Origin of the sequence: Pseudomonas sp. MNR3A (genome assembly GCF_009650575.1) — a bacterium.
Classification (GTDB): domain Bacteria; phylum Pseudomonadota; class Gammaproteobacteria; order Pseudomonadales; family Pseudomonadaceae; genus Aquipseudomonas; species Aquipseudomonas machongensis.
Window position 1 is genome coordinate 98,214 of the sequence record NZ_VZZS01000029.1, and the last position, 17,293, is coordinate 115,506.

Genomic DNA, 17,293 nt, shown 5'->3' on the forward strand with positions numbered 1-17,293 from the left:
CAGTGCCTGTGGGAGCGGGCTTGCCCATGAAAAAAGCCCGTTAGAGGGCTCTGGCGATCCTGGCTGCCAGCAGCGCCCAGCCCATCAGCAGCACGCAGACGATTGCCAATGGCCACGAGCGCCACTGCAGGTAAGGCGTGAGCTGCTGCATCGGCACCACATCACCATACAGAATCGCCTTCTGGAACTGCGGAATCTGGGTGGTGATCCTGCCGAACGGGTCGATCAGGGCCGTTACACCATTGTTGGTGGCGCGGATCATCCAGCGGCCCGCCTCGAGTGCGCGCATCTGTGCCATCTGCAGGTGCTGTAACGGGCCGATCGAGGTGCCGAACCAGGTGTCGTTGCTGATGGTCAGCAGCAGATCGCTCTGTGCTGCCAGCTCTGCGGCGAATTCCGGGTAGACCACTTCGTAGCAAATGTACGGCGCTATCTGATAGCCCTTGGCCTGCAGCAGAGGCTGGTCTTCCGGCCCGCGGGCGAAGTCGGACATCGGCAGGTTGAAGAACTCGATCAGCCCGCGCAGCACGTCCTGCAGCGGTACGTACTCGCCAAATGGCACCAGCTTCTGCTTGAGGTAGGTGCCGTCGCCTTCGCCGGTCACGGTGATGCCGTTGTAGTAGCGGCGCTGGTGGTGCACCACTTCGCGGATCGGCACCCCGGTGATCAGCGCCGAATGACGGCCAGAGGCGAAGCTGCCCATCATGTCGATGTAGCCCTGGGCCTGGTCCTTGAGCACCGGTACTGCGGTCTCGGGCCAGATCAACAGGTCGACCGGCTTGGAGCTCAGGCTCATGTCGCGGTACAGCGCCAGTTGGGCGTTGACGTGGGCCGGGTCCCATTTCAGGTCCTGCTCGACGTTACCCTGCACCGCAGCCACTTTCAGTGGCTCGCCGGCCGGTCGGGTCCAGGCGTGGTCCTTGAGTGCCAGGCCGATGCCCCACGGGGCGACCAGCAGCAGTGCGCCCACCGCGAGGAAGGCCGGGCGTGCCCGCAAACGGTGCAGGTTGCACAGCAGTGCGGCAGACAGCGCCAGGGCGAAGGAAATCAGCCAGACGCCCCCCAGTGGCGCAAGCCCCGCCAGCGGACCTTCAAGCTGGCTGTAGCCGGCGTAGAGCCAGGGGAAACCAGTCAGGAACCAGCCGCGGAACGCCTCCTGTAACAGCCACAGGGCGGCGAAGCACAGGGCGTCAGCCAGTGGTGCCTCGTTGCGCCGCAGCCAGCGCGCCCAGAGCCAGGCGGGCAGGGCGAAGAACCAGGCGATGGCGGCGAAGAATGCCACCAGCAGCAGGATCGCCAGCAAGGGCGACGCCCCGCCGTAGGTATTGATGCTGACGTAGATCCAGCTGGTGCCAGCGCCATACAGGCCGAACCCATAGCACCAGCCGCGACCCAAAGCCTGGCGCGGGCTGAGCTCGCGCAGGCCAAGGTAGAACAGCATGATCGCCAGCAAGGCGATCGGCCAGATGTCGAAGGGCGCCAGGGCCAGGGAGGTGGAAGCGCCGGCCACCATGGCCAGCAGGTTACCGGGCCAGCCGGGGCGGGTGATCCAGCGCATGTTCGTCCTTAGCGGGTGATCGGGGTCAGGCGCAGCAAGTGTATCCGGCGGCTGTCGGCATTGAGGATGCGGAAGCGATAGGCGCCGATTTCGGTGGTCTCGTTGCGCTTTGGCAGGTGACCAAAGGCGCTCATGACCAGGCCGCCGACAGTGTCGAACTCATCGTCGGAGAACTCGCTGTCGAAGAACTCGTTGAAGTTCTCGATCGGCGTGAGCGCTTTTACCAGGAAGTCGCCACTGGGCAGCGGCTTGATGTAGCTGTCTTCCTCGACGTCGTGCTCGTCCTCGATGTCGCCGACGATCTGCTCGAGCACGTCCTCGATGGTTACCAGGCCCGCGACGCCGCCGTATTCGTCGATGACGATGGCCATGTGATTGTGGTTGGCGCGGAACTCGCGCAGCAGCACGTTCAGGCGCTTGGACTCCGGCACGAAGGTGGCCGGGCGCAGCAGGTCCTTGATGTTGAAGCTGTCGCCGTTCTCCTTGAGGATCAGCGGCAGCAGGTCCTTGGCCAGCAGGATCCCGAGCACATCGTCATGGCTTTCACCGATCACCGGGTAGCGCGAGTGCGCGGCGTCGATCACCGCCGGCAGGAATTCGCGTGGGGACTGGCTGGCCTTGATGCTGATCATCTGCGAGCGCGGGACCATGATGTCGCGTACCTGCAGGTCAGCGACCTGGATGGCACCTTCGACGATGGTCAACGCTTCGCTGTCGAGCAGCTTGTTCTGATGGGCTTCGCGCAGCAGCTCGAGGAGCTCCTGGCGGTTTTTCGGCTCATGGGCAAAAGCCTGGGTCAGTTTACCCAGCCAGGACTTCTGCCCGTTGCTCGATCGATCTTCGCTCATGGCGGTTTACTCGTGTTCCTTTGCAGTGATCAAGGGGTGATTGAATCGGTGTCGTCATCGGCGTACGGGTCAGGATGACCCAGTTCGGCCAGCAATTCGCGTTCCAGGGCTTCCATTTCCTCGGCCTCATCGTCGTCGATGTGGTCGTAGCCGAGCAGGTGCAGGCAGCCGTGAATGACCAGGTGCGCCCAGTGTGCCTCCAGCGCCTTGCCTTGTTCGCTGGCTTCGCGCTCGACCACCGGCACGCAGATGACCAGGTCGCCCAGCAGCGGAATATCCAGCAGTTCATCGGGCACGTCAGCAGGGAAGGACAATACGTTGGTCGCGTAGTCCTTGTGCCGGTAGGTGTTGTTCAGTTCGCGGCCCTCGGCCTCGTCGACCAGGCGGATGGTCATTTCCGAGTCGGCGCTGCGCTGGCGCAATGCCAGCTCGCACCAGCGGCGGAATGCCGCGTCGTCCGGGGCGGGGGTATCGGTGGCCCGTTGCAGATCGAGTTCAAGCATCTTTGGCGGGCGCCTCGGGCTTGGCCTGACGGGCTTCGAAGCGATCGTAGGCTTCGACGATGCGCTGCACCAGCGGATGGCGTACCACGTCCTTGGGCTGGAAATGGGTGAAACTGATGCCCGGGACGTCCCTGAGCACTTCGATCACGTGGGCCAGCCCCGACTTGGTGCCACGCGGCAGGTCGACCTGAGTGATGTCGCCGGTGATCACAGCAGTCGAGCCGAAGCCGATGCGGGTGAGGAACATCTTCATCTGCTCGAGGGTGGTGTTCTGGCTTTCGTCGAGGATGATGAAACTGTTGTTCAGCGTGCGGCCGCGCATGTAGGCCAGCGGGGCGATCTCGATCACCTGGCGCTCGATCAGCTTGGCCACGTGCTCGAAGCCGAGCATCTCGTAGAGGGCGTCGTACAGCGGGCGCAGGTAAGGGTCGATCTTCTGGGCCAGGTCGCCGGGCAGGAAGCCGAGCTTCTCGCCGGCTTCGACCGCCGGGCGTACCAGCAGGATGCGGCGCACCTGCTCGCGCTCCAGCGCATCGACGGCGCAGGCCACGGCCAGGTATGTCTTGCCGGTGCCGGCCGGGCCGATGCCGAAGTTGATGTCGTTGGCCAGGATTTCCTTGACGTAGCGCTGCTGGTTGGCCCCGCGCGGGCGGATGTTGCCCTTGCGCGTGCGCAGCGAGACGCTGACTTCGTTGACGGCGGGATTGTCGATGTTCTCGACCGCCGACTCCTGGAGATAGAGGTGGACCGTTTCCGGCGACAGGTCGGTGGCCTTGGTCTCGCGATAGAGACGGCGCAGCAGCTGTTCGGCGGCGGAGGTGGTCTTGGGCTCGCCGATCAGTTCGAACTGATTGCCGCGGTTGCGGATCTCGATGGCCAGGCGTTGTTCGATCAGGCGCAGGTGCTCGTCGAACTGGCCACACAAGTTGGCGAAACGGTGGGCCTCGAAGGGTTCGAGGGTGAAGCGATGGGGTTGTATGGGTGCGTTCAAGGTCGGTTCAAGGCGCTCGACGAGGGATATGAACTCAAGAATAACCCTTGAGCGACAGTGGCGAAAGATCTGAAACGATCAAGGGCAAGGCTGACAGTCTGCCAGCACCATTTGACGATTGGATGATCGGATCAGGGCAGCGGCGAGAACGGCGTGCGCCCTTCGGCGCTTTGCAGCTCCAGAAGGTACTTGCGGAAGATCTGCCCGAGCACTTGCGTGGCATGCTCGAGTTCGTCGCGGGGCATCTGCTCGGTGACTTCGTCGGCCATGTCCAGCGCGTCTTCGGCGCCGTTGACCGCAGCGATCTTCAGCAGGATATAGGCCTGGACGTTGTTGGCCTTGACCCCCTCGCCATGGAAGAACATGCCGCCCAGACGATACTGGGCCTGGGCGTGGCCCTGCAGCGAGGCTTTCTCGAACCAGTTCAGTGCCTTGTTCAGGTCCTTGGGGGCCTGGTTGCCGGTGTAGTAGAACTCGCCCAGTTCATACTGCGCCTGGGCATCGCCGGATTCCGCACTTTGCGCGCAGGCTTTCAGCGCATTCTCCAGGTCTTGCGGCTGGGCATTGAGAGTGCAGCGGCCCGTCGCTGGAATCAGCAACGAGTTACCGCCCTCTGCCAGGACCAGCAGGGGCTGAAGAAGCAACAGGCAGCCCAGGGTGAGGGCGCGGCCGGTGCGGTTCATGGGGATCGACTTACCTCTGCAAAGCTGCGGCCAATGTCTCTGGTGGCACATTATGGGATAAGCAGCGCCAACCTTACAAAGTTTTACTCGAAATTCTGCATCGAGGTGTATTTGTGCGACTTGTGATGGGGCTCACGTTTTGCTCTGAAGCAGCCTCATCGCGGGACAAACCCACCTCCACAGACGGTAGCAGTGGAGGTGGGCTTGTCCCGCGATGAGGCCATCAGGTGGGTCACTTCAGCTTGGCAAATGCCCGCTCGGCCGCATCCAGGGTGATCTGCAGCTCTTTCTCGCCATGGGCGATGGAGGTGAAGCCCGCTTCGAACGCACTCGGTGCCAGGTACACACCGCCCTCGAGCATCAGGTGGAAGAAGCGCTTGAAGCGCTCTGCGTCGCTGGCCATCACATCGTCGAAGGTGACGATGTCGTCGGCACCGGTGAAGTACAGGCCGAACATCGCACCTGCCTGGGTGGTGACGAACGGCACGCCGGCAGCATCGGCGCGTTGTTGCAGGCCGTCGAGCATGCGGCTGGTGAAGGCGCTCAGCTCGTCGTGGAAGCCCGGGCGGCTGATCAGCTTGAGGGTGGTCAGGCCGGCGGCCATCGCCAGCGGGTTGCCCGACAGGGTGCCTGCCTGGTAGACCGGGCCGAGCGGGGCGATGCAACCCATGATCTCGCGCTTGCCGCCGAAGCAGCCTACCGGCATGCCGCCACCGACGATCTTGCCGAAGGTCGACAGGTCCGGGGTAATGCCGTAGTGGCCCTGGGCGCCACCCAGCGATACGCGGAAACCGGTCATCACTTCATCGAAAATCAGCACCACACCGTGCTTGTCGCACAGCGCGCGCAGGCCTTCGAGGAAGCCTGGCGCCGGCGGTACACAGTTCATGTTGCCGGCTACCGGCTCGACGATGATGCAGGCCACTGTCTGGCCAACGTCGGCGAGGGTCTTCTCGACGGCTGCGATGTCGTTGAACGGCAGGGTCAGTGTGTGCTTGGCGAAGTCGGCCGGCACGCCCGCCGAGCTCGGCACGCCTTGGGTGAGCAGGCCGGAACCGGCTTTGACCAGCAGGCTGTCGGAGTGGCCGTGGTAGCAGCCTTCGAACTTGATGATCGCATCGCGACCGGTGTAGCCACGGGCCAGGCGAATGGCGCTCATGGTGGCTTCGGTGCCCGAACTGACCATGCGCACCATCTCCATGGACGGCACGATCGAGCAGACCAGGTCGGCCATCTCGGTTTCCATGGCGGTCGGCGCACCGTACGACAGGCCGTGCTCCAGCTGACGGCGTACCGCGTCCAGTACGTCCGGGTGACCGTGGCCGAGGATCATCGGGCCCCAGGAACCGACGTAGTCGACGTAGCGCTTGTCGTCTTCATCGACCACATAGGCGCCTTCGGCATGTTTGAAGAACAGCGGGGTGCCGCCGACGCTCTTGAAGGCGCGCACCGGCGAGTTGACGCCGCCGGGAATGTGCTTCTGGGCTTGGGCGAACAGGGTTTCGGAACGGGACATGGGATCTTCTCTCGAAATCAGGAAGCGAACAGGGCGTTGAAGGCGCGGGCGCGGCGGGTGACTTCCTGCGCGCTGTCGGCACCGAACAGGCCGTGGATCACCGCCAGCAGGTCGGCTCCATGGGCGACCAGCGGGGCGGCGTTGTCGAGGGTGATACCACCGATCACTGCGATCGGCAGCTTGACCTGGGCGCGAGCCTGCTCGATCAGTTCGAGGCGGGCGGCCGGGGCGCCGGGCTTGGTCAGGGAATTGAAGAAGCGGCCGAAGGCCACGTAGCTTGCGCCTTCGCTGGCGGCCTGTGCGGCCAGGTCGAGGCTGGCATGGCAGGTCGAGCCAATGATGGCGTTGCGCCCAAGCAAGGCACGGGCGGGTGTGAGCGGGCCGTCGGTCTGCCCCAGATGCACGCCGACGCCCAGGCGCGCGGCCAGCTCGGCGTCATCGTTGATGATCAACTGGGTGCCGTAGCGTTCGCAGAGTCGCATCAGCGCTTCGGCCTCGCGCAGGCGCCGCGCCGCATCGTCACCCTTGTCGCGGTACTGCAGCAGGCAGACACCGCCTTTGAGCGCTGCCTCGACATGCGAAAGGAAACGGCCGGCGAGCAGTTGGCTGTCGGTGATCGCGTACAGGCCGCGTAGCTTCATGTGATGGCCTCGTATCAGGAGCAGAAGTCCAGGGGCAGGCGGCGGGGCACGTACTGGCCCTTGCCCAGTTGCTCGGCGTCGCGCAGCGTGCGCCAGGTGTAGTCCAGGGCGCTGCGCACCGCACTTTCGAGCTGCTCGCCCAACGCCAGGCGACCGGCCAGGGCGCTGGCCAGCGTGCAGCCTGAACCATGGTAGCTGCCGGGCAGGCGCTGGCAGGTCCAAGTGTGTTGCTGGCCGCTGCGGCTGTACAGACGGTTGTGAATTTCCACCTCGTCGCCATGGCCGCCGGTAATCAGAAGATGCTCGCAAAACGGCAGAAGTTTCTCTGCGCATTCGTCTGCGCTGCCGTTCGGCAGTTCGGCAAGGATGCGTGCCTCGGGCAGGTTGGGCGTGGCGATGGTGGCCCGCGGCAGCAGACGCTCGCGTAGGGCGTAGCCGACCTCGTCCTTGCCCAGGCGGCCGCCACCACCGGCACGCAGCACCGGATCGCAGACCAGCGGCAGGTGCGGATGCGCGGCGAGAAGTTCGGCGACGGTATCGACCATCTCGGTCGAGCCGAGCATGCCCAGCTTGACCGCTGCCACGCTGGAGTCGGCCAGCACGGCGTTGGCCTGGGCCAGCACCCACTCGCGGTCGAGCACGCGGAAGTCGGAAACGTTGACGGTATCCTGGACGGTCAGTGCGGTCACGGCAGGGGCGGCGTGACAGCCTTGGGCGATCAGGGCTTCGATATCTGCCTGCAGGCCTGCACCGCCACTGGGGTCGTGGCCGGAGAGACAGAGGACAACGGGGCGGGAGCTGTAGGTATTCATGGTCGGCGAGCTTACCATCAAACCCCTTTGCGCGAATCGGCGAGTGCGGCAATTTAGTTGACCATTTGGTCAACTTGAATCTGTGGTAATGCCTGAAATTACCGTTCTAGAGCGCTTTATGGCAAATTGACAGTGGCTGCTGGACGGCTCCCAAGGCTATGCTAGAGTGCTCGGATAACTCTATTAACGGCGCTGCCGGGTTTCGTCGTCTCAAAGGGATGGGAGGCAATCACGACGCAACCGCGCAGACCATGCTGGGGCTGTATGCGCTATTTCCTGATTGTGCTCTTGGGCTGCCTGCCCCTGCTCGCCGGAGCGGTCGATTTCGACGATGCTACCCGGCAACTCCCCTTGGGCAAGCTGATGCAGGTCTACGAAGACGTGGATGGCAGCGCCAGCATCGACCAGGTCAGCGCGCCAGCGTTCGCCTCGCGCTTTCGCACGCACACCCAGGACGTACTCAATGCCGGCTACTCGACGTCGGTGTTCTGGCTGAAACTCGACCTGCGTCCTGTCGGTCTGCCAGCAGCCGCGCCCCGCCAATGGTTGCTGGAACTGGCCTACCCTCCGTTGGATCACCTGGAACTCTACCTGCCTGACGGGGAGGGCAAATGGCGCCTGGCGCAACGCACCGGCGATGCCTTGCCCTACGCCAGTCGGCAGATCCGGCAGAACAACTACCTGTTCGAGCTGCCTTTGCCCCGCGAGCAGACCACCACGGTCTACCTGCGCCTGCACAGCCAGGGATCGGTGCAGGCGCCGTTGACCCTCTGGTCGGCCGAGGCCTACATCGAGTCGCAGCCGGGGCGCTTCTACGTACTGGGCATGATCTACGGCGTACTGCTGGTGATGTTGGTCTACAACCTGTTCATCTATCTGAGCGTGCGCGATGTCAGCTATCTCTACTACATCCTTTATATAGGTGCGTTCGGCCTGTATCAGATCTCGGTGAACGGTGCCGGGGTCGCTTACTTCTGGCCTGACAGCCCCTGGTGGACCAACGCCGCCACGCCATTGTTCATCGGTGCGGCCGGTCTGTTCGGCTGCCAGTTCACCCGCCACTTCCTGCAGGTGCGTCGCCTCAGCCCGGGGTTCGACCGTCTGTTGTTGCTGTTGATGGCCTGGGGTGTGCTGGTGATGCTGCTGGCCGTAAGCTTCTCCTATGGCGTGGCGCTGCGCATGGCCACGGCGTTGGCGCTGACCTTCACGGTGAGTGTGTTTGCTGTCGGTGTGATGGCCTGGCGGCGTGGCGTGCGCGTTGCGCGCTGGTTCGTCATTGCCTGGACGGCGTTTCTGCTCGGCGGGCTGGTCAATACGGTGATGGTGCTGGGCTACCTGCCCAATGTGTTCCTGACCATGTACGCCAGCCAGATCGGCGCGGCACTGGAAGTAGCGCTGCTGTCGCTGGCCCTGGCCGATCGCATCAACCGCCTGCGCGAGGAACAGTCGCGGGCGTTGCGTGACAGCGGCCGAAAACTCGAGCAGCTCAATCAGCAACTGGCGCGCAGCAATCGACTCAAGGATGAATTCCTCGCCACCGTCACCCATGAGCTGCGCACACCGATGAACGGCGTGATCGGTTCGCTGGAACTGATGCAGACCCTGCCCATGGGCGCCGAGCAGGCGCAATATCACCGCACGGCCGTGGGTTCGGCACAGGACATGATGGCGATGGTCGACGACATCCTGATCCTCACCGAACTCCAGGCGGGCCGTCTGCGCGCTCACGGCGCACCGTTCAGCCTTCGGCGACTGTTGCAGGAGCTGCGGGCAGGGTATGCCGGGCAGGCCCTGGGCAAGGGGTTGTACCTGAGCCTGGACGTGCCTGCGGACCTGCCCGACAGCCTGGTGTGCGATGCGCAAAAGCTTGCCCGCTGCCTCGCCTGCCTGGTGGACAACGGGTTGAAATTCACCCATCAGGGCGGTGTGATGATCCAGGCCCGCGGTCGCCGGATCGGCCCCGACAGCCTGGCGCTGAGTGTGACGGTCAGCGACAGCGGCATCGGCTTCGACGATCTGGACCAGGCCATCCTGTACCAGCGCTTTTTCCAGGTCGATGGTTCCATGACCCGGCGCTATGGCGGCCTGGGGATCGGCTTGTCTATCTGTCGCCAGTTGGGCGAGCTCATCGGCGCGCGCCTGTCCCATGAGTCGACGCGTGGCCTGGGCAGCCGCTTCGAACTGGCGATGACGGTGGCCGTGGCCCAGGTGCAGGCCCCTGCCGGGCGAATGGCTTCCGGGCCTGGGGCTTAGTAGGTCGGGTCACCAGAATCGGCGCTTTTGCCACTTTGACTCATAGGTAATGAGTGCTTCACTGGACCTTCCAGGCCACTTCGGATCCAGGAGCCGCCCATGAACCTGCACCAGTACGCCGAAACCCACGAAGTCACCAACCAGCCGCCGCCGCTCGACGGCGCCAATCTGTACCGCCTCGATGTCCCGTTGCAGGAATGGTCGAGGCGTTTCGGGGCGGGATGGGCCGAGGCGCGGATCGATGCCTATGGTGCCTTGGCGGGCGGGCCGCTGATGGCTGCAGGGTTCCTGGCCAATGCCCACAAACCCGAATTCAGCAGCCACGACCGTTATGGGCACCGCATCGACCTGGTGACCTTCCATCCGGCCTACCACGAGCTGATGCGCACTGCGGTCGAGCATGGCCTGCCCTCGCTGCCGTGGGCGGAGCCGCGCGCTGGCGCCCATGTGGCCCGGGCCTCGATGACCTACCTGCATAGCCAGGCCGAAGCCGGCACCGGCTGCCCCTTGACCATGACCTTTGCCGCCGTGCCGGCGCTGCGCCTGCAGCCGGAGCTGGCCGAATACTGGCTACCCAAGGTACTGGCGCGTGAGTACGATCCGCGCAACATCGGTGACCGGCACAAGGCCGGGGTGACCATTGGCATGGCCATGACCGAGAAGCAGGGCGGCACCGACGTGCGTGCCAACACCACCCGCGCCTATCCGATCGGCACGCCCGGACCGGGGCAGGCCTACGAGCTGGTGGGGCACAAATGGTTTTGTTCGGCGCCGATGTGCGATGCCTTCCTGACCTTGGCGCAGACCGAAAAAGGCCTGAGTTGCTTCCTGCTGCCGCGCCATCGACCGGACGATCAGCGCAACCAGTTCTACATCCAGCGCTTGAAGAACAAACTGGGCAATGTATCGAACGCTTCCAGCGAGGTCGAGTTTCGGGGTGCCCTGGCCTGGATGATCGGTGAGGAGGGGCGCGGCGTGCCGACCATCATCGAGATGGTGGCCATGACCCGCTTCGACTGCATGGTCGGCTCCAGTGCCTTGATGCGCCAGGCCCTGACCCAGGCCACCCATCACTGCGCGCACCGCAAGGTCGGCGGCAAGCTGCTCAGCGAGCAACCCCTGATGCAGAACGTGCTCGCTGATCTGGCGCTGGAAAGCGAAGCAGCGTTGGCCCTGAGTCTGCGCATGGGCCAGGCGCTGGATCAGCTCGACGATCCGCAGCAGGCGCATTTCGCCCGTCTGGTCACGGCGGTGGGCAAGTATTGGATCTGCAAGCGTGCCCCGGCGATGATCAACGAAGCGGCCGAATGCTTGGGCGGCGCCGGTTATGTCGAGGACAGCATCCTGCCACGGCTGTACCGCGAGGCGCCGGTCAACTCCACCTGGGAGGGCTCGGGCAATGTGCAGTGCCTGGATGTGCTGCGTGCGCTGTCCAAGGAGCCGGGCGTGCTCGAGGCCCTGTTCGTCGAGCTGGGGGATGGCCATGGCGATCCGCGGCTGGCTGCGCACATCGGCAACCTCAAGGGGGCCTTCGCCGACACCAGCGACATCCAGTACCGGGCACGCCAGTTGACCGAGGACATCGCCGTGGCGATTCAGGCCAAGCTGCTGCTCGAGGCGGGCAATGCCACCGTGAGTGATGCATTTATCGGCAGTCGCCTGGGCACGGGCGGCCTGGTGTATGGCGCGTTGCCGCGTGGCGTCGATGCCCAGGCCTTGGTGGCGCGGGCCACGCCGCTCTGATTGCGTTGGCCTCTTCGCGGGTAAACCCGCTCCCACACGTTCACCGCTGGTTTCAAATACAGCGCAGCACCTGTGGGAGCGGGTTTACCCGCGAAGGGGTCGCCATTTACCACCGGGGGTGTTTTTAGCGCCGAAGGCAGGCAAGATGGAAACCCTGCATGCACTCCAAGACAGGAAGCCCAGCGTGAGCCAAGCCTTTGTAGTCGTTGATACCCCCGAACAGGCCGTCGATCGTCTGGCGGCCCTGCATGAACAGGCCACCGGGGCCCTCAGCCAGGCCCTCAAGCGTTACCTCAAGGACCGCACCGAGCCGGACGAAGACCAGCGCGCCCAGTTCCGCTATCCGGCCCTGCGCCTCACCTACTACAGCCAGGGCGAAGTTGCCGCCACCACGCGCGCCTATGCCAAGGTGCAGGTCGCCGGGACCTACAGCGTCACCGTCACCCAGCCGGCCGCCTTCCGCGGTTATCTGCTGGAGCAGCTACGCCCGTTGATGAGCGACTACACCGTGACGGTGGAAGTGGGTGTCAGCGAGCAGAACATCCCGTATCCCTATGTGGTCGACCAGGGCGACGAACTGGCCGGCAGCGGCATCACTGCCGCGCAGCTGGCGCGGGTGTTCCCCAGCACCGACCTGTCTGCCGCCACTGACAACATCGCCGATGGCCTGTACGACTGGGAAAGCGCCGAGACGCTGCCACTGGCGCTGTTCGACGCCGCCCGTGTGGACTTTTCGCTACGTCGACTGGTGCACTACACCGGCAGTGACTGGCGCCACATGCAGCCGTGGATCCTGCTGACCAACTACCACCGTTATGTCGACCAGTTCATCGCCCATGGACTCGAGCAGTTGCGCCAGGATCCGCGTTTCGTGCGCATGGTGCTGCCGGGCAATGTCGTGATCGAGAAGGGCATGGACAACGGCGAGGCCCAGGCTCTGGTAGCTGGTGTGGTCTGGCATCGCTACCAGATGCCCGCCTACCACCTGATCGCCGCCGACGGTGATGGCATCACCCTGGTCAACATCGGTGTCGGCCCGTCCAACGCCAAGAACATCACCGACCACCTGGCCGTTCTGCGTCCGCACTGCTGGCTGATGATCGGCCACTGTGGCGGCCTGCGTCAGTCGCAGACCATCGGCGACTACGTGCTGGCCCACGCCTACATGCGTCGCGACGGCATCCTCGATCGCGTGGTGCCGCCGAACATTCCGATCCCGGCCCTGGCCGAGGTGCAGCTGGCGCTGCAGGAAGCGGCGGCGCAGGTGACCGGGGAGCGCGGCGAGCAACTGAAAAAGCGTCTGCGGACCGGCACCGTGCTTACCTACGACGACCGCAACTGGGAGCTGCGCTGGGCCCAGGAGCGCCCGCTGATCAACCTTTCGCGCGCCGTGGCGGTGGACATGGAGAGCGGCACCATCGCGGCACAGGGTTATCGCCTGCGTGTGCCCTACGGCACCTTGCTGTGCGTTTCCGACAAGCCACTGCACAGCGAGATCAAGCTGCCGGGCTCGGCGAACGCCTTCTACAACCGTGCGGTCAGCCAGCATCTGAAGATCGGCATCGCTGCCCTCGACCTGCTGCGCACCGAGCTCAACTCGCTGCACTCGCGTAAACTGCGCAGCTTCGATGAGCCGCCGTTCCGCTGAGGATCCATGCCCCTGCCACCCCGCTCCAAACCGCGCCGCCCGGCGGCGCGTCCTTCCGGCCCGCGTCGCCCGCCCAAGGCGCCGCCGGCCGAGCCTCGCCTGATCCTGTTCAACAAGCCCTTCGATGTGCTGACCCAGTTCAGCGACGACCAGGGGCGCGCCACGCTCAAGGACTTCATCGATATCCCGGGCATCTACCCCGCGGGGCGTCTGGACCGTGACAGCGAGGGGCTGCTGCTGCTGACCAACGACGGCGGTTTGCAGGCGCGCATTGCCGACCCGAAGCACAAATTGCCCAAGACCTATTGGGTGCAGGTCGAAGGCGAGCCGAGCGAAGAGCAGTTGCAGCGTTTGCGCGATGGAGTCGAACTCAACGACGGCAAGACTCTGCCGGCCGAGGCACGTCTTCTGGAGGAGCCAGCGCTTTGGCCGCGCAACCCGCCGGTACGCTTTCGCAAGAGCATTCCCACCCATTGGCTGGAACTGGTGATCCGCGAAGGGCGCAACCGCCAGGTGCGACGGATGACGGCGGCAGTGGGGCTACCGACCTTGCGTCTGGTGCGGGTCCGGATCGGTGACTGGAGCCTCGATGGGCTGGAGCAGGGCTGCTGGCGCGAGGTGCCGGCACGGCTATAGGGCTGCTCTGGCGCAATCGCGGGCTTGTCCCGCGATTGGGTCTGGCCTGCGCTACACCCCTTCGAGAAACCCCACCACCACGCTCTTGATGATGAAGGCCAGCACCCCCAACCCCAGCACGAAGAACAGGATCAGCGTGCCGAAGCGCCCGGCCTTGGATTTTTTCGCCAGGTCCCAGACGATGAAGCCCATGAACCCGATCAGCACGGTGACCAGGATGATCATCATCCATTCTTCGAAAACGGCGGGATCCATCTTTAAAGCTCCAGGCAGTCTGAAGACCCGATCATACGCCGGGTATCGCAGGTTTTAACGGAGGTGGGTCAATGGCATCTCGGTACTGGCCAGTACCTGGTTGAGCACGAAGCTCGAACGCACGCTGGTGACGCCTTCGATACGGGTCAGGCTGCCGAGCAATAATTTCTGATAGTGGTCCATGTCCGGTACCACCACCTTGAGCTGGTAGTCGGCGTCCATCCCAGTCACCAGGCTGCACTCGAGCACCTGGGGCAGGTTGCGAATGGCGGCTTCGAAGGTTTCGAAACGCTCGGGGGTGTGGCGGTCCATGCCGATCAGCACGTAGGCGGTGAGGCTCAGGCCGAGCTTCTTGCGGTCCAGCAGGGCCACCTGGCGCGAGATATAGCCGTCGTCTTCGAGCTGCTTGACCCGCCGGGAGCAGGGCGAGGGGGACAGGCCGATACGCTCGGCCAGTTCCTGGTTGGAAATGCGTGCATCGCGCTGCAATTCGGCAAGAATGCTCAGGTCGTAGCGGTCGAGCTTGCTCATCAAGAATGCCTTTTCTGTTCAGATTGCGGCGAATTATCAATCCTGAGTGAAAAATTGCGCAAGTGCTATTTATCAGAGCAATCTTCGCAATCCTCTGCCGCACCCATTCCTCTATCTTTATCAACAGAATCACTGCCCGGACTCAAGTCCACGGCGACGCGCCCTAGGCGGGCGGTCGCGGCCAGCCATCCAACCGGATCGCCTGGCCCCCGGGCTGCACAGCGTCCAGAAGACACTGTGAGGTGAGCCGACGCCACAAGCGTCGAGCACGGACGACAATTCCTGAAGGGAGGCCAATGGCCTCCCTTTTTTATTGCTCGTGTGCCTGGGGGGATTTCATCTGCCTGCCTCTGCCTCAGGTTAGACTGCTGCCATCAAGCGCTGTGGTTATCGAGAGGACGAGCATGAGGTCACGCATCTGGCATTGGGCGGGTGTTGGTTTGCTGGGCATGGGCATCAGCCTCGGGGCGCTGGCCCAGGGGCCGGGCGACGGGCGTGGCTGGGGTGGCCAGCAGGAGCCCAACGGTCCAGCCCAAGGTAGCTCGCCACTCAACTCCCGTGACGAAGTGCGCCAGACCCAGCCACCGCGCCAGGGCTACTATCAGGACATTCCGCGCCGCAACGGCGATATCCGCCACTGGGAGGCGGGCGGCCCTGGCCAGCGCCCGGGCGGTGACTGGCGGGGCCGACCCGACGGCCATGGCAATGGCTGGGGGCCGGGGCCGCAATACCGCCCTGGCTACACCACGGACCGTTTCCCGGACCGTTACTGGAAAGTGCCTTACCGCGGTCAGGACTACTTCTATTCAGGCGGCTACTGGTACCGCCCGCATAGCGGCGGCTACATCGTGGTGCGCCCGCCGTATGGCGTGCGGGTGAACTACCTGCCTCCCTACGCCCAGGAAGTGTGGTTGAGCGGATTACTCTACTTCCTGGTAGCCGATACCTACTACCAGTATCAGCCCGACAGCCAGGAGTACGTGGTGGTCAATCCGTCCGCCCCGGCGTATGCACCGCAACCCCAGCCTCAGACGGACAATGGCTATGACGTCGTCGCCTATCCGGCGAACGGACAGGGCCCGGAGCAGCAGGAGCAGGATCGTTACCAATGCCATCGCTGGGCCGTCAGCCAGTCCGGGTTCGATCCGGCCACGGCCACCTATGCGCCACCGGCCAATGTAGCCAACGGCTATCGCCGCTCGCTGGCAGCGTGCCTGAGCGGTCGGGGGTACAGCGTCAACTGAGGAGCGAGGCTCAGGGGAGGCAGAGCAAATGTGCTCTCGCCGCTAGACAGGATCGGCGTGCACCATGACATCTGCGCGCGGATAACGCTCGCGGATCGCCTCCGATGCCTTTACGCACAGGGCATGGGCTTCATGCAGCGGCAGTGCGCCGGGCAGTTCCAGGTGCAACTGGACGAACCAATGGCTGCCTGACACCCGGGTACGCAGGTCGTGCACCCCCTTGACGCCGGGAATGGCCAGGGCCAGTTCCTGCATGCGTTCGCCAATGTCGGCGGGCAGCTCCTGGTCCATGAGGATCGAGGTACTCTCGCGGGCAATCTGCAGGGCGCTCCAGAGGATGTACAGCGCGATCCCCAGGCCGAATAGCGCATCCAGTTGTGGCCAGCCAAAGCCGGCCAGCAGCAGGGCGAGCAGGATGCTGCCGTTGAGCAGCAGGTCGGAGCGGTAATGCAGCGAGTCGGCACGTACCGCAGTGGAGCCGGTGATGCGGATGACCTTGCGCTGGAATGCCAGCAGCGCCACGGTCAACGCCAGCGACAGCAGCATCACCGCAATGCCCGCGCCCGTGTCGCCCAGCGGCTGTGGCGTCTGCAGGCGCTCCACCGCCTGGAATCCGATCAATACCGCACTGACCGCAATGAACAGCGCCTGGGCCATACCGGCCAGGGCCTCGGCCTTGCCGTGGCCGAAGCGGTGATCGTCGTCGGCCGGGCGCAGGGCGTAATGCACCGCCAGCAGGTTGAGGAAGGAGGCGACGGCATCGAGCGCCGAATCGGTCAGGCCCGCGAGCAGGCTCACCGAGCCGCTCAGCCACCAGGCAATGGCCTTGGCCAGGACGAGAATGCTGGCTACCGTCAGCGAAGCACGGGTGGCCAGGCGCAGCAGGCGTTGATGTTCGGCGGTGGCAGTCATGCGTGGCGTGTCATTCCGGTGTCGCTCAGGCGGCCGGGACCAGGCCGAAGGCGGCCAGCTGTTCAACGCTGCCACGGTGCTGGATCAGCCGCGGATCGTTCAGGGGCAGGCGCTGGCCCAGTTCGCTTTCGAGAATAGCCTGCAGCTTGAGATTATCGATCTTGCCATCGGCATCGACCGCAGGCTTGAGCTTGGCCGGGTCGACCTGGGCGGTCTTGCCGCCAGGGTAGTAGATGGCGCCCGTGGCGAAGTCGACACCGAAGGCAATCAGGCCTGGGATGACGTAGAAGAGGATGCCGATTGCGTCCATGACGGCGACTACCGGATCGATCTTGCCTTCGATCTGGCCGCGACGGTCGGGATAGAGGATGGTGCCGCAGGCCGTCAGTTGGGTCAGCAGGGCAGCGATGAGGGCGCCACCGATGACGCGGGAATGGATGCGCATGTGAATCTCCGGAAAGGTGACTGCAGGAGGTCGGGCAAAAACGTCCGCACCTGATGCTCAGACCATGACGAAGC

17 protein-coding genes are annotated in these 17,293 nt (G+C 64.3%); 5 read left to right on the forward strand and 12 right to left on the reverse strand.

Annotation, left to right across the window (positions count from 1 at the left end; translation table 11 throughout):
* Positions 1 to 40: 40 nt before the first annotated feature.
* From lnt to F6X62_RS19625, 8 genes are all read right to left on the reverse strand, one after another.
* Positions 41 to 1,558 (reverse strand): apolipoprotein N-acyltransferase, encoded by a 1,518-nt coding sequence (lnt, locus tag F6X62_RS19590; RefSeq protein ID WP_153774460.1) that lies wholly within the window; start codon positions 1,556 to 1,558, stop codon positions 41 to 43.
* Between the two features lie 8 nt (positions 1,559 to 1,566).
* Positions 1,567 to 2,406 (reverse strand): HlyC/CorC family transporter, encoded by an 840-nt coding sequence (locus tag F6X62_RS19595; RefSeq protein WP_054892824.1) that lies wholly within the window; start codon positions 2,404 to 2,406, stop codon positions 1,567 to 1,569.
* Between the two features lie 29 nt (positions 2,407 to 2,435).
* A complete protein-coding gene (gene ybeY / locus F6X62_RS19600; protein WP_153774461.1) occupies positions 2,436 to 2,909 on the reverse strand; it encodes an rRNA maturation RNase YbeY in 474 nt (157 codons plus the stop codon).
* Positions 2,902 to 3,900, reverse strand: coding sequence for a PhoH family protein (locus F6X62_RS19605; RefSeq protein WP_063542619.1), 999 nt, complete (start codon positions 3,898 to 3,900; stop codon positions 2,902 to 2,904). The genes ybeY and F6X62_RS19605 overlap by 8 nt, the downstream gene beginning before the upstream one ends.
* 131 nt (positions 3,901 to 4,031) lie before the next feature.
* The gene (locus F6X62_RS19610) at positions 4,032 to 4,583 is read right to left on the reverse strand and encodes a tetratricopeptide repeat protein (protein WP_153774462.1); all 552 of its coding nucleotides are present in this window, start codon (positions 4,581 to 4,583) and stop codon (positions 4,032 to 4,034) included.
* Between the two features lie 232 nt (positions 4,584 to 4,815).
* Positions 4,816 to 6,099, reverse strand: a complete 1,284-nt coding sequence (hemL, locus tag F6X62_RS19615) for a glutamate-1-semialdehyde 2,1-aminomutase (RefSeq protein ID WP_054892828.1) — start codon at positions 6,097 to 6,099, stop codon at positions 4,816 to 4,818.
* A gap of 17 nt (positions 6,100 to 6,116) precedes the next feature.
* Complete coding sequence (thiE, locus tag F6X62_RS19620; protein ID WP_153774463.1) at positions 6,117 to 6,740, reverse strand: thiamine phosphate synthase; 624 nt, start codon at positions 6,738 to 6,740, stop codon at positions 6,117 to 6,119.
* 14 nt (positions 6,741 to 6,754) lie between these two features.
* The gene (locus F6X62_RS19625; RefSeq protein ID WP_065861613.1) at positions 6,755 to 7,552 is read right to left on the reverse strand and encodes a hydroxymethylpyrimidine/phosphomethylpyrimidine kinase; all 798 of its coding nucleotides are present in this window, start codon (positions 7,550 to 7,552) and stop codon (positions 6,755 to 6,757) included.
* Between the two features lie 264 nt (positions 7,553 to 7,816).
* Here F6X62_RS19625 and F6X62_RS19630 point away from each other — a divergent pair, with 264 nt between their 5' ends.
* From F6X62_RS19630 to F6X62_RS19645, 4 genes are all read left to right on the forward strand, one after another.
* Positions 7,817 to 9,805, forward strand: a complete 1,989-nt coding sequence (locus tag F6X62_RS19630) for a hybrid sensor histidine kinase/response regulator (RefSeq protein ID WP_153774464.1) — start codon at positions 7,817 to 7,819, stop codon at positions 9,803 to 9,805.
* Positions 9,806 to 9,904: 99 nt separating this feature from the next.
* Positions 9,905 to 11,548: an acyl-CoA dehydrogenase family protein gene (locus F6X62_RS19635; RefSeq protein WP_153774465.1), complete on the forward strand. Its 1,644-nt coding sequence runs from the start codon at positions 9,905 to 9,907 to the stop codon at positions 11,546 to 11,548.
* Positions 11,549 to 11,693: 145 nt separating this feature from the next.
* Entirely contained in the window at positions 11,694 to 13,196 is a 1,503-nt protein-coding gene (amn, locus tag F6X62_RS19640) for an AMP nucleosidase (RefSeq protein ID WP_178117571.1), read from the forward strand.
* 6 nt (positions 13,197 to 13,202) lie between these two features.
* Entirely contained in the window at positions 13,203 to 13,832 is a 630-nt protein-coding gene (locus F6X62_RS19645) for a pseudouridine synthase (protein WP_054892833.1), read from the forward strand.
* A 51-nt stretch (positions 13,833 to 13,883) separates the two neighbouring features.
* Here F6X62_RS19645 and F6X62_RS19650 read toward each other — a convergent pair whose 3' ends face one another.
* Entirely contained in the window at positions 13,884 to 14,087 is a 204-nt protein-coding gene (locus tag F6X62_RS19650) for a DUF2788 domain-containing protein (RefSeq protein ID WP_013974331.1), read from the reverse strand.
* 54 nt (positions 14,088 to 14,141) lie between these two features.
* Entirely contained in the window at positions 14,142 to 14,618 is a 477-nt protein-coding gene (locus F6X62_RS19655) for an Lrp/AsnC family transcriptional regulator (RefSeq protein ID WP_016712159.1), read from the reverse strand.
* Between the two features lie 404 nt (positions 14,619 to 15,022).
* Between F6X62_RS19655 and F6X62_RS19660 the strand changes: the two genes are divergently transcribed.
* Positions 15,023 to 15,862: a DUF6515 family protein gene (locus tag F6X62_RS19660; protein WP_153774466.1), complete on the forward strand. Its 840-nt coding sequence runs from the start codon at positions 15,023 to 15,025 to the stop codon at positions 15,860 to 15,862.
* 42 nt (positions 15,863 to 15,904) lie between these two features.
* Here F6X62_RS19660 and F6X62_RS19665 read toward each other — a convergent pair whose 3' ends face one another.
* Complete coding sequence (locus F6X62_RS19665; protein WP_153774467.1) at positions 15,905 to 16,774, reverse strand: cation diffusion facilitator family transporter; 870 nt, start codon at positions 16,772 to 16,774, stop codon at positions 15,905 to 15,907.
* Between the two features lie 25 nt (positions 16,775 to 16,799).
* On the reverse strand, positions 16,800 to 17,219 hold the full coding sequence (locus F6X62_RS19670; protein WP_054892836.1) for a hypothetical protein: 420 nt from the start codon (positions 17,217 to 17,219) through the stop codon (positions 16,800 to 16,802).
* Positions 17,220 to 17,293 lie beyond the last annotated feature (74 nt).

Bases quoted from the DNA above. Each gene is read 5' to 3' on its own strand.
- lnt (WP_153774460.1), bottom strand. From the start codon at position 1,558: ATGCGCTGGATCACCCGCCCCGGCTGGCCCGGTAACCTGCTGGCCATG.
- F6X62_RS19595 (WP_054892824.1), bottom strand. From the start codon at position 2,406: ATGAGCGAAGATCGATCGAGCAACGGGCAGAAGTCCTGGCTGGGTAAA.
- ybeY (WP_153774461.1), bottom strand. From the start codon at position 2,909: ATGCTTGAACTCGATCTGCAACGGGCCACCGATACCCCCGCCCCGGAC.
- F6X62_RS19610 (WP_153774462.1), bottom strand. From the start codon at position 4,583: ATGAACCGCACCGGCCGCGCCCTCACCCTGGGCTGCCTGTTGCTTCTT.
- hemL (WP_054892828.1), bottom strand. From the start codon at position 6,099: ATGTCCCGTTCCGAAACCCTGTTCGCCCAAGCCCAGAAGCACATTCCC.
- thiE (WP_153774463.1), bottom strand. From the start codon at position 6,740: ATGAAGCTACGCGGCCTGTACGCGATCACCGACAGCCAACTGCTCGCC.
- F6X62_RS19625 (WP_065861613.1), bottom strand. From the start codon at position 7,552: ATGAATACCTACAGCTCCCGCCCCGTTGTCCTCTGTCTCTCCGGCCAC.
- F6X62_RS19630 (WP_153774464.1), top strand. From the start codon at position 7,817: ATGCGCTATTTCCTGATTGTGCTCTTGGGCTGCCTGCCCCTGCTCGCC.
- F6X62_RS19635 (WP_153774465.1), top strand. From the start codon at position 9,905: ATGAACCTGCACCAGTACGCCGAAACCCACGAAGTCACCAACCAGCCG.
- amn (WP_178117571.1), top strand. From the start codon at position 11,694: ATGGAAACCCTGCATGCACTCCAAGACAGGAAGCCCAGCGTGAGCCAA.
- F6X62_RS19645 (WP_054892833.1), top strand. From the start codon at position 13,203: ATGCCCCTGCCACCCCGCTCCAAACCGCGCCGCCCGGCGGCGCGTCCT.
- F6X62_RS19650 (WP_013974331.1), bottom strand. From the start codon at position 14,087: ATGGATCCCGCCGTTTTCGAAGAATGGATGATGATCATCCTGGTCACC.
- F6X62_RS19655 (WP_016712159.1), bottom strand. From the start codon at position 14,618: ATGAGCAAGCTCGACCGCTACGACCTGAGCATTCTTGCCGAATTGCAG.
- F6X62_RS19660 (WP_153774466.1), top strand. From the start codon at position 15,023: ATGAGGTCACGCATCTGGCATTGGGCGGGTGTTGGTTTGCTGGGCATG.
- F6X62_RS19665 (WP_153774467.1), bottom strand. From the start codon at position 16,774: ATGACTGCCACCGCCGAACATCAACGCCTGCTGCGCCTGGCCACCCGT.
- F6X62_RS19670 (WP_054892836.1), bottom strand. From the start codon at position 17,219: ATGCGCATCCATTCCCGCGTCATCGGTGGCGCCCTCATCGCTGCCCTG.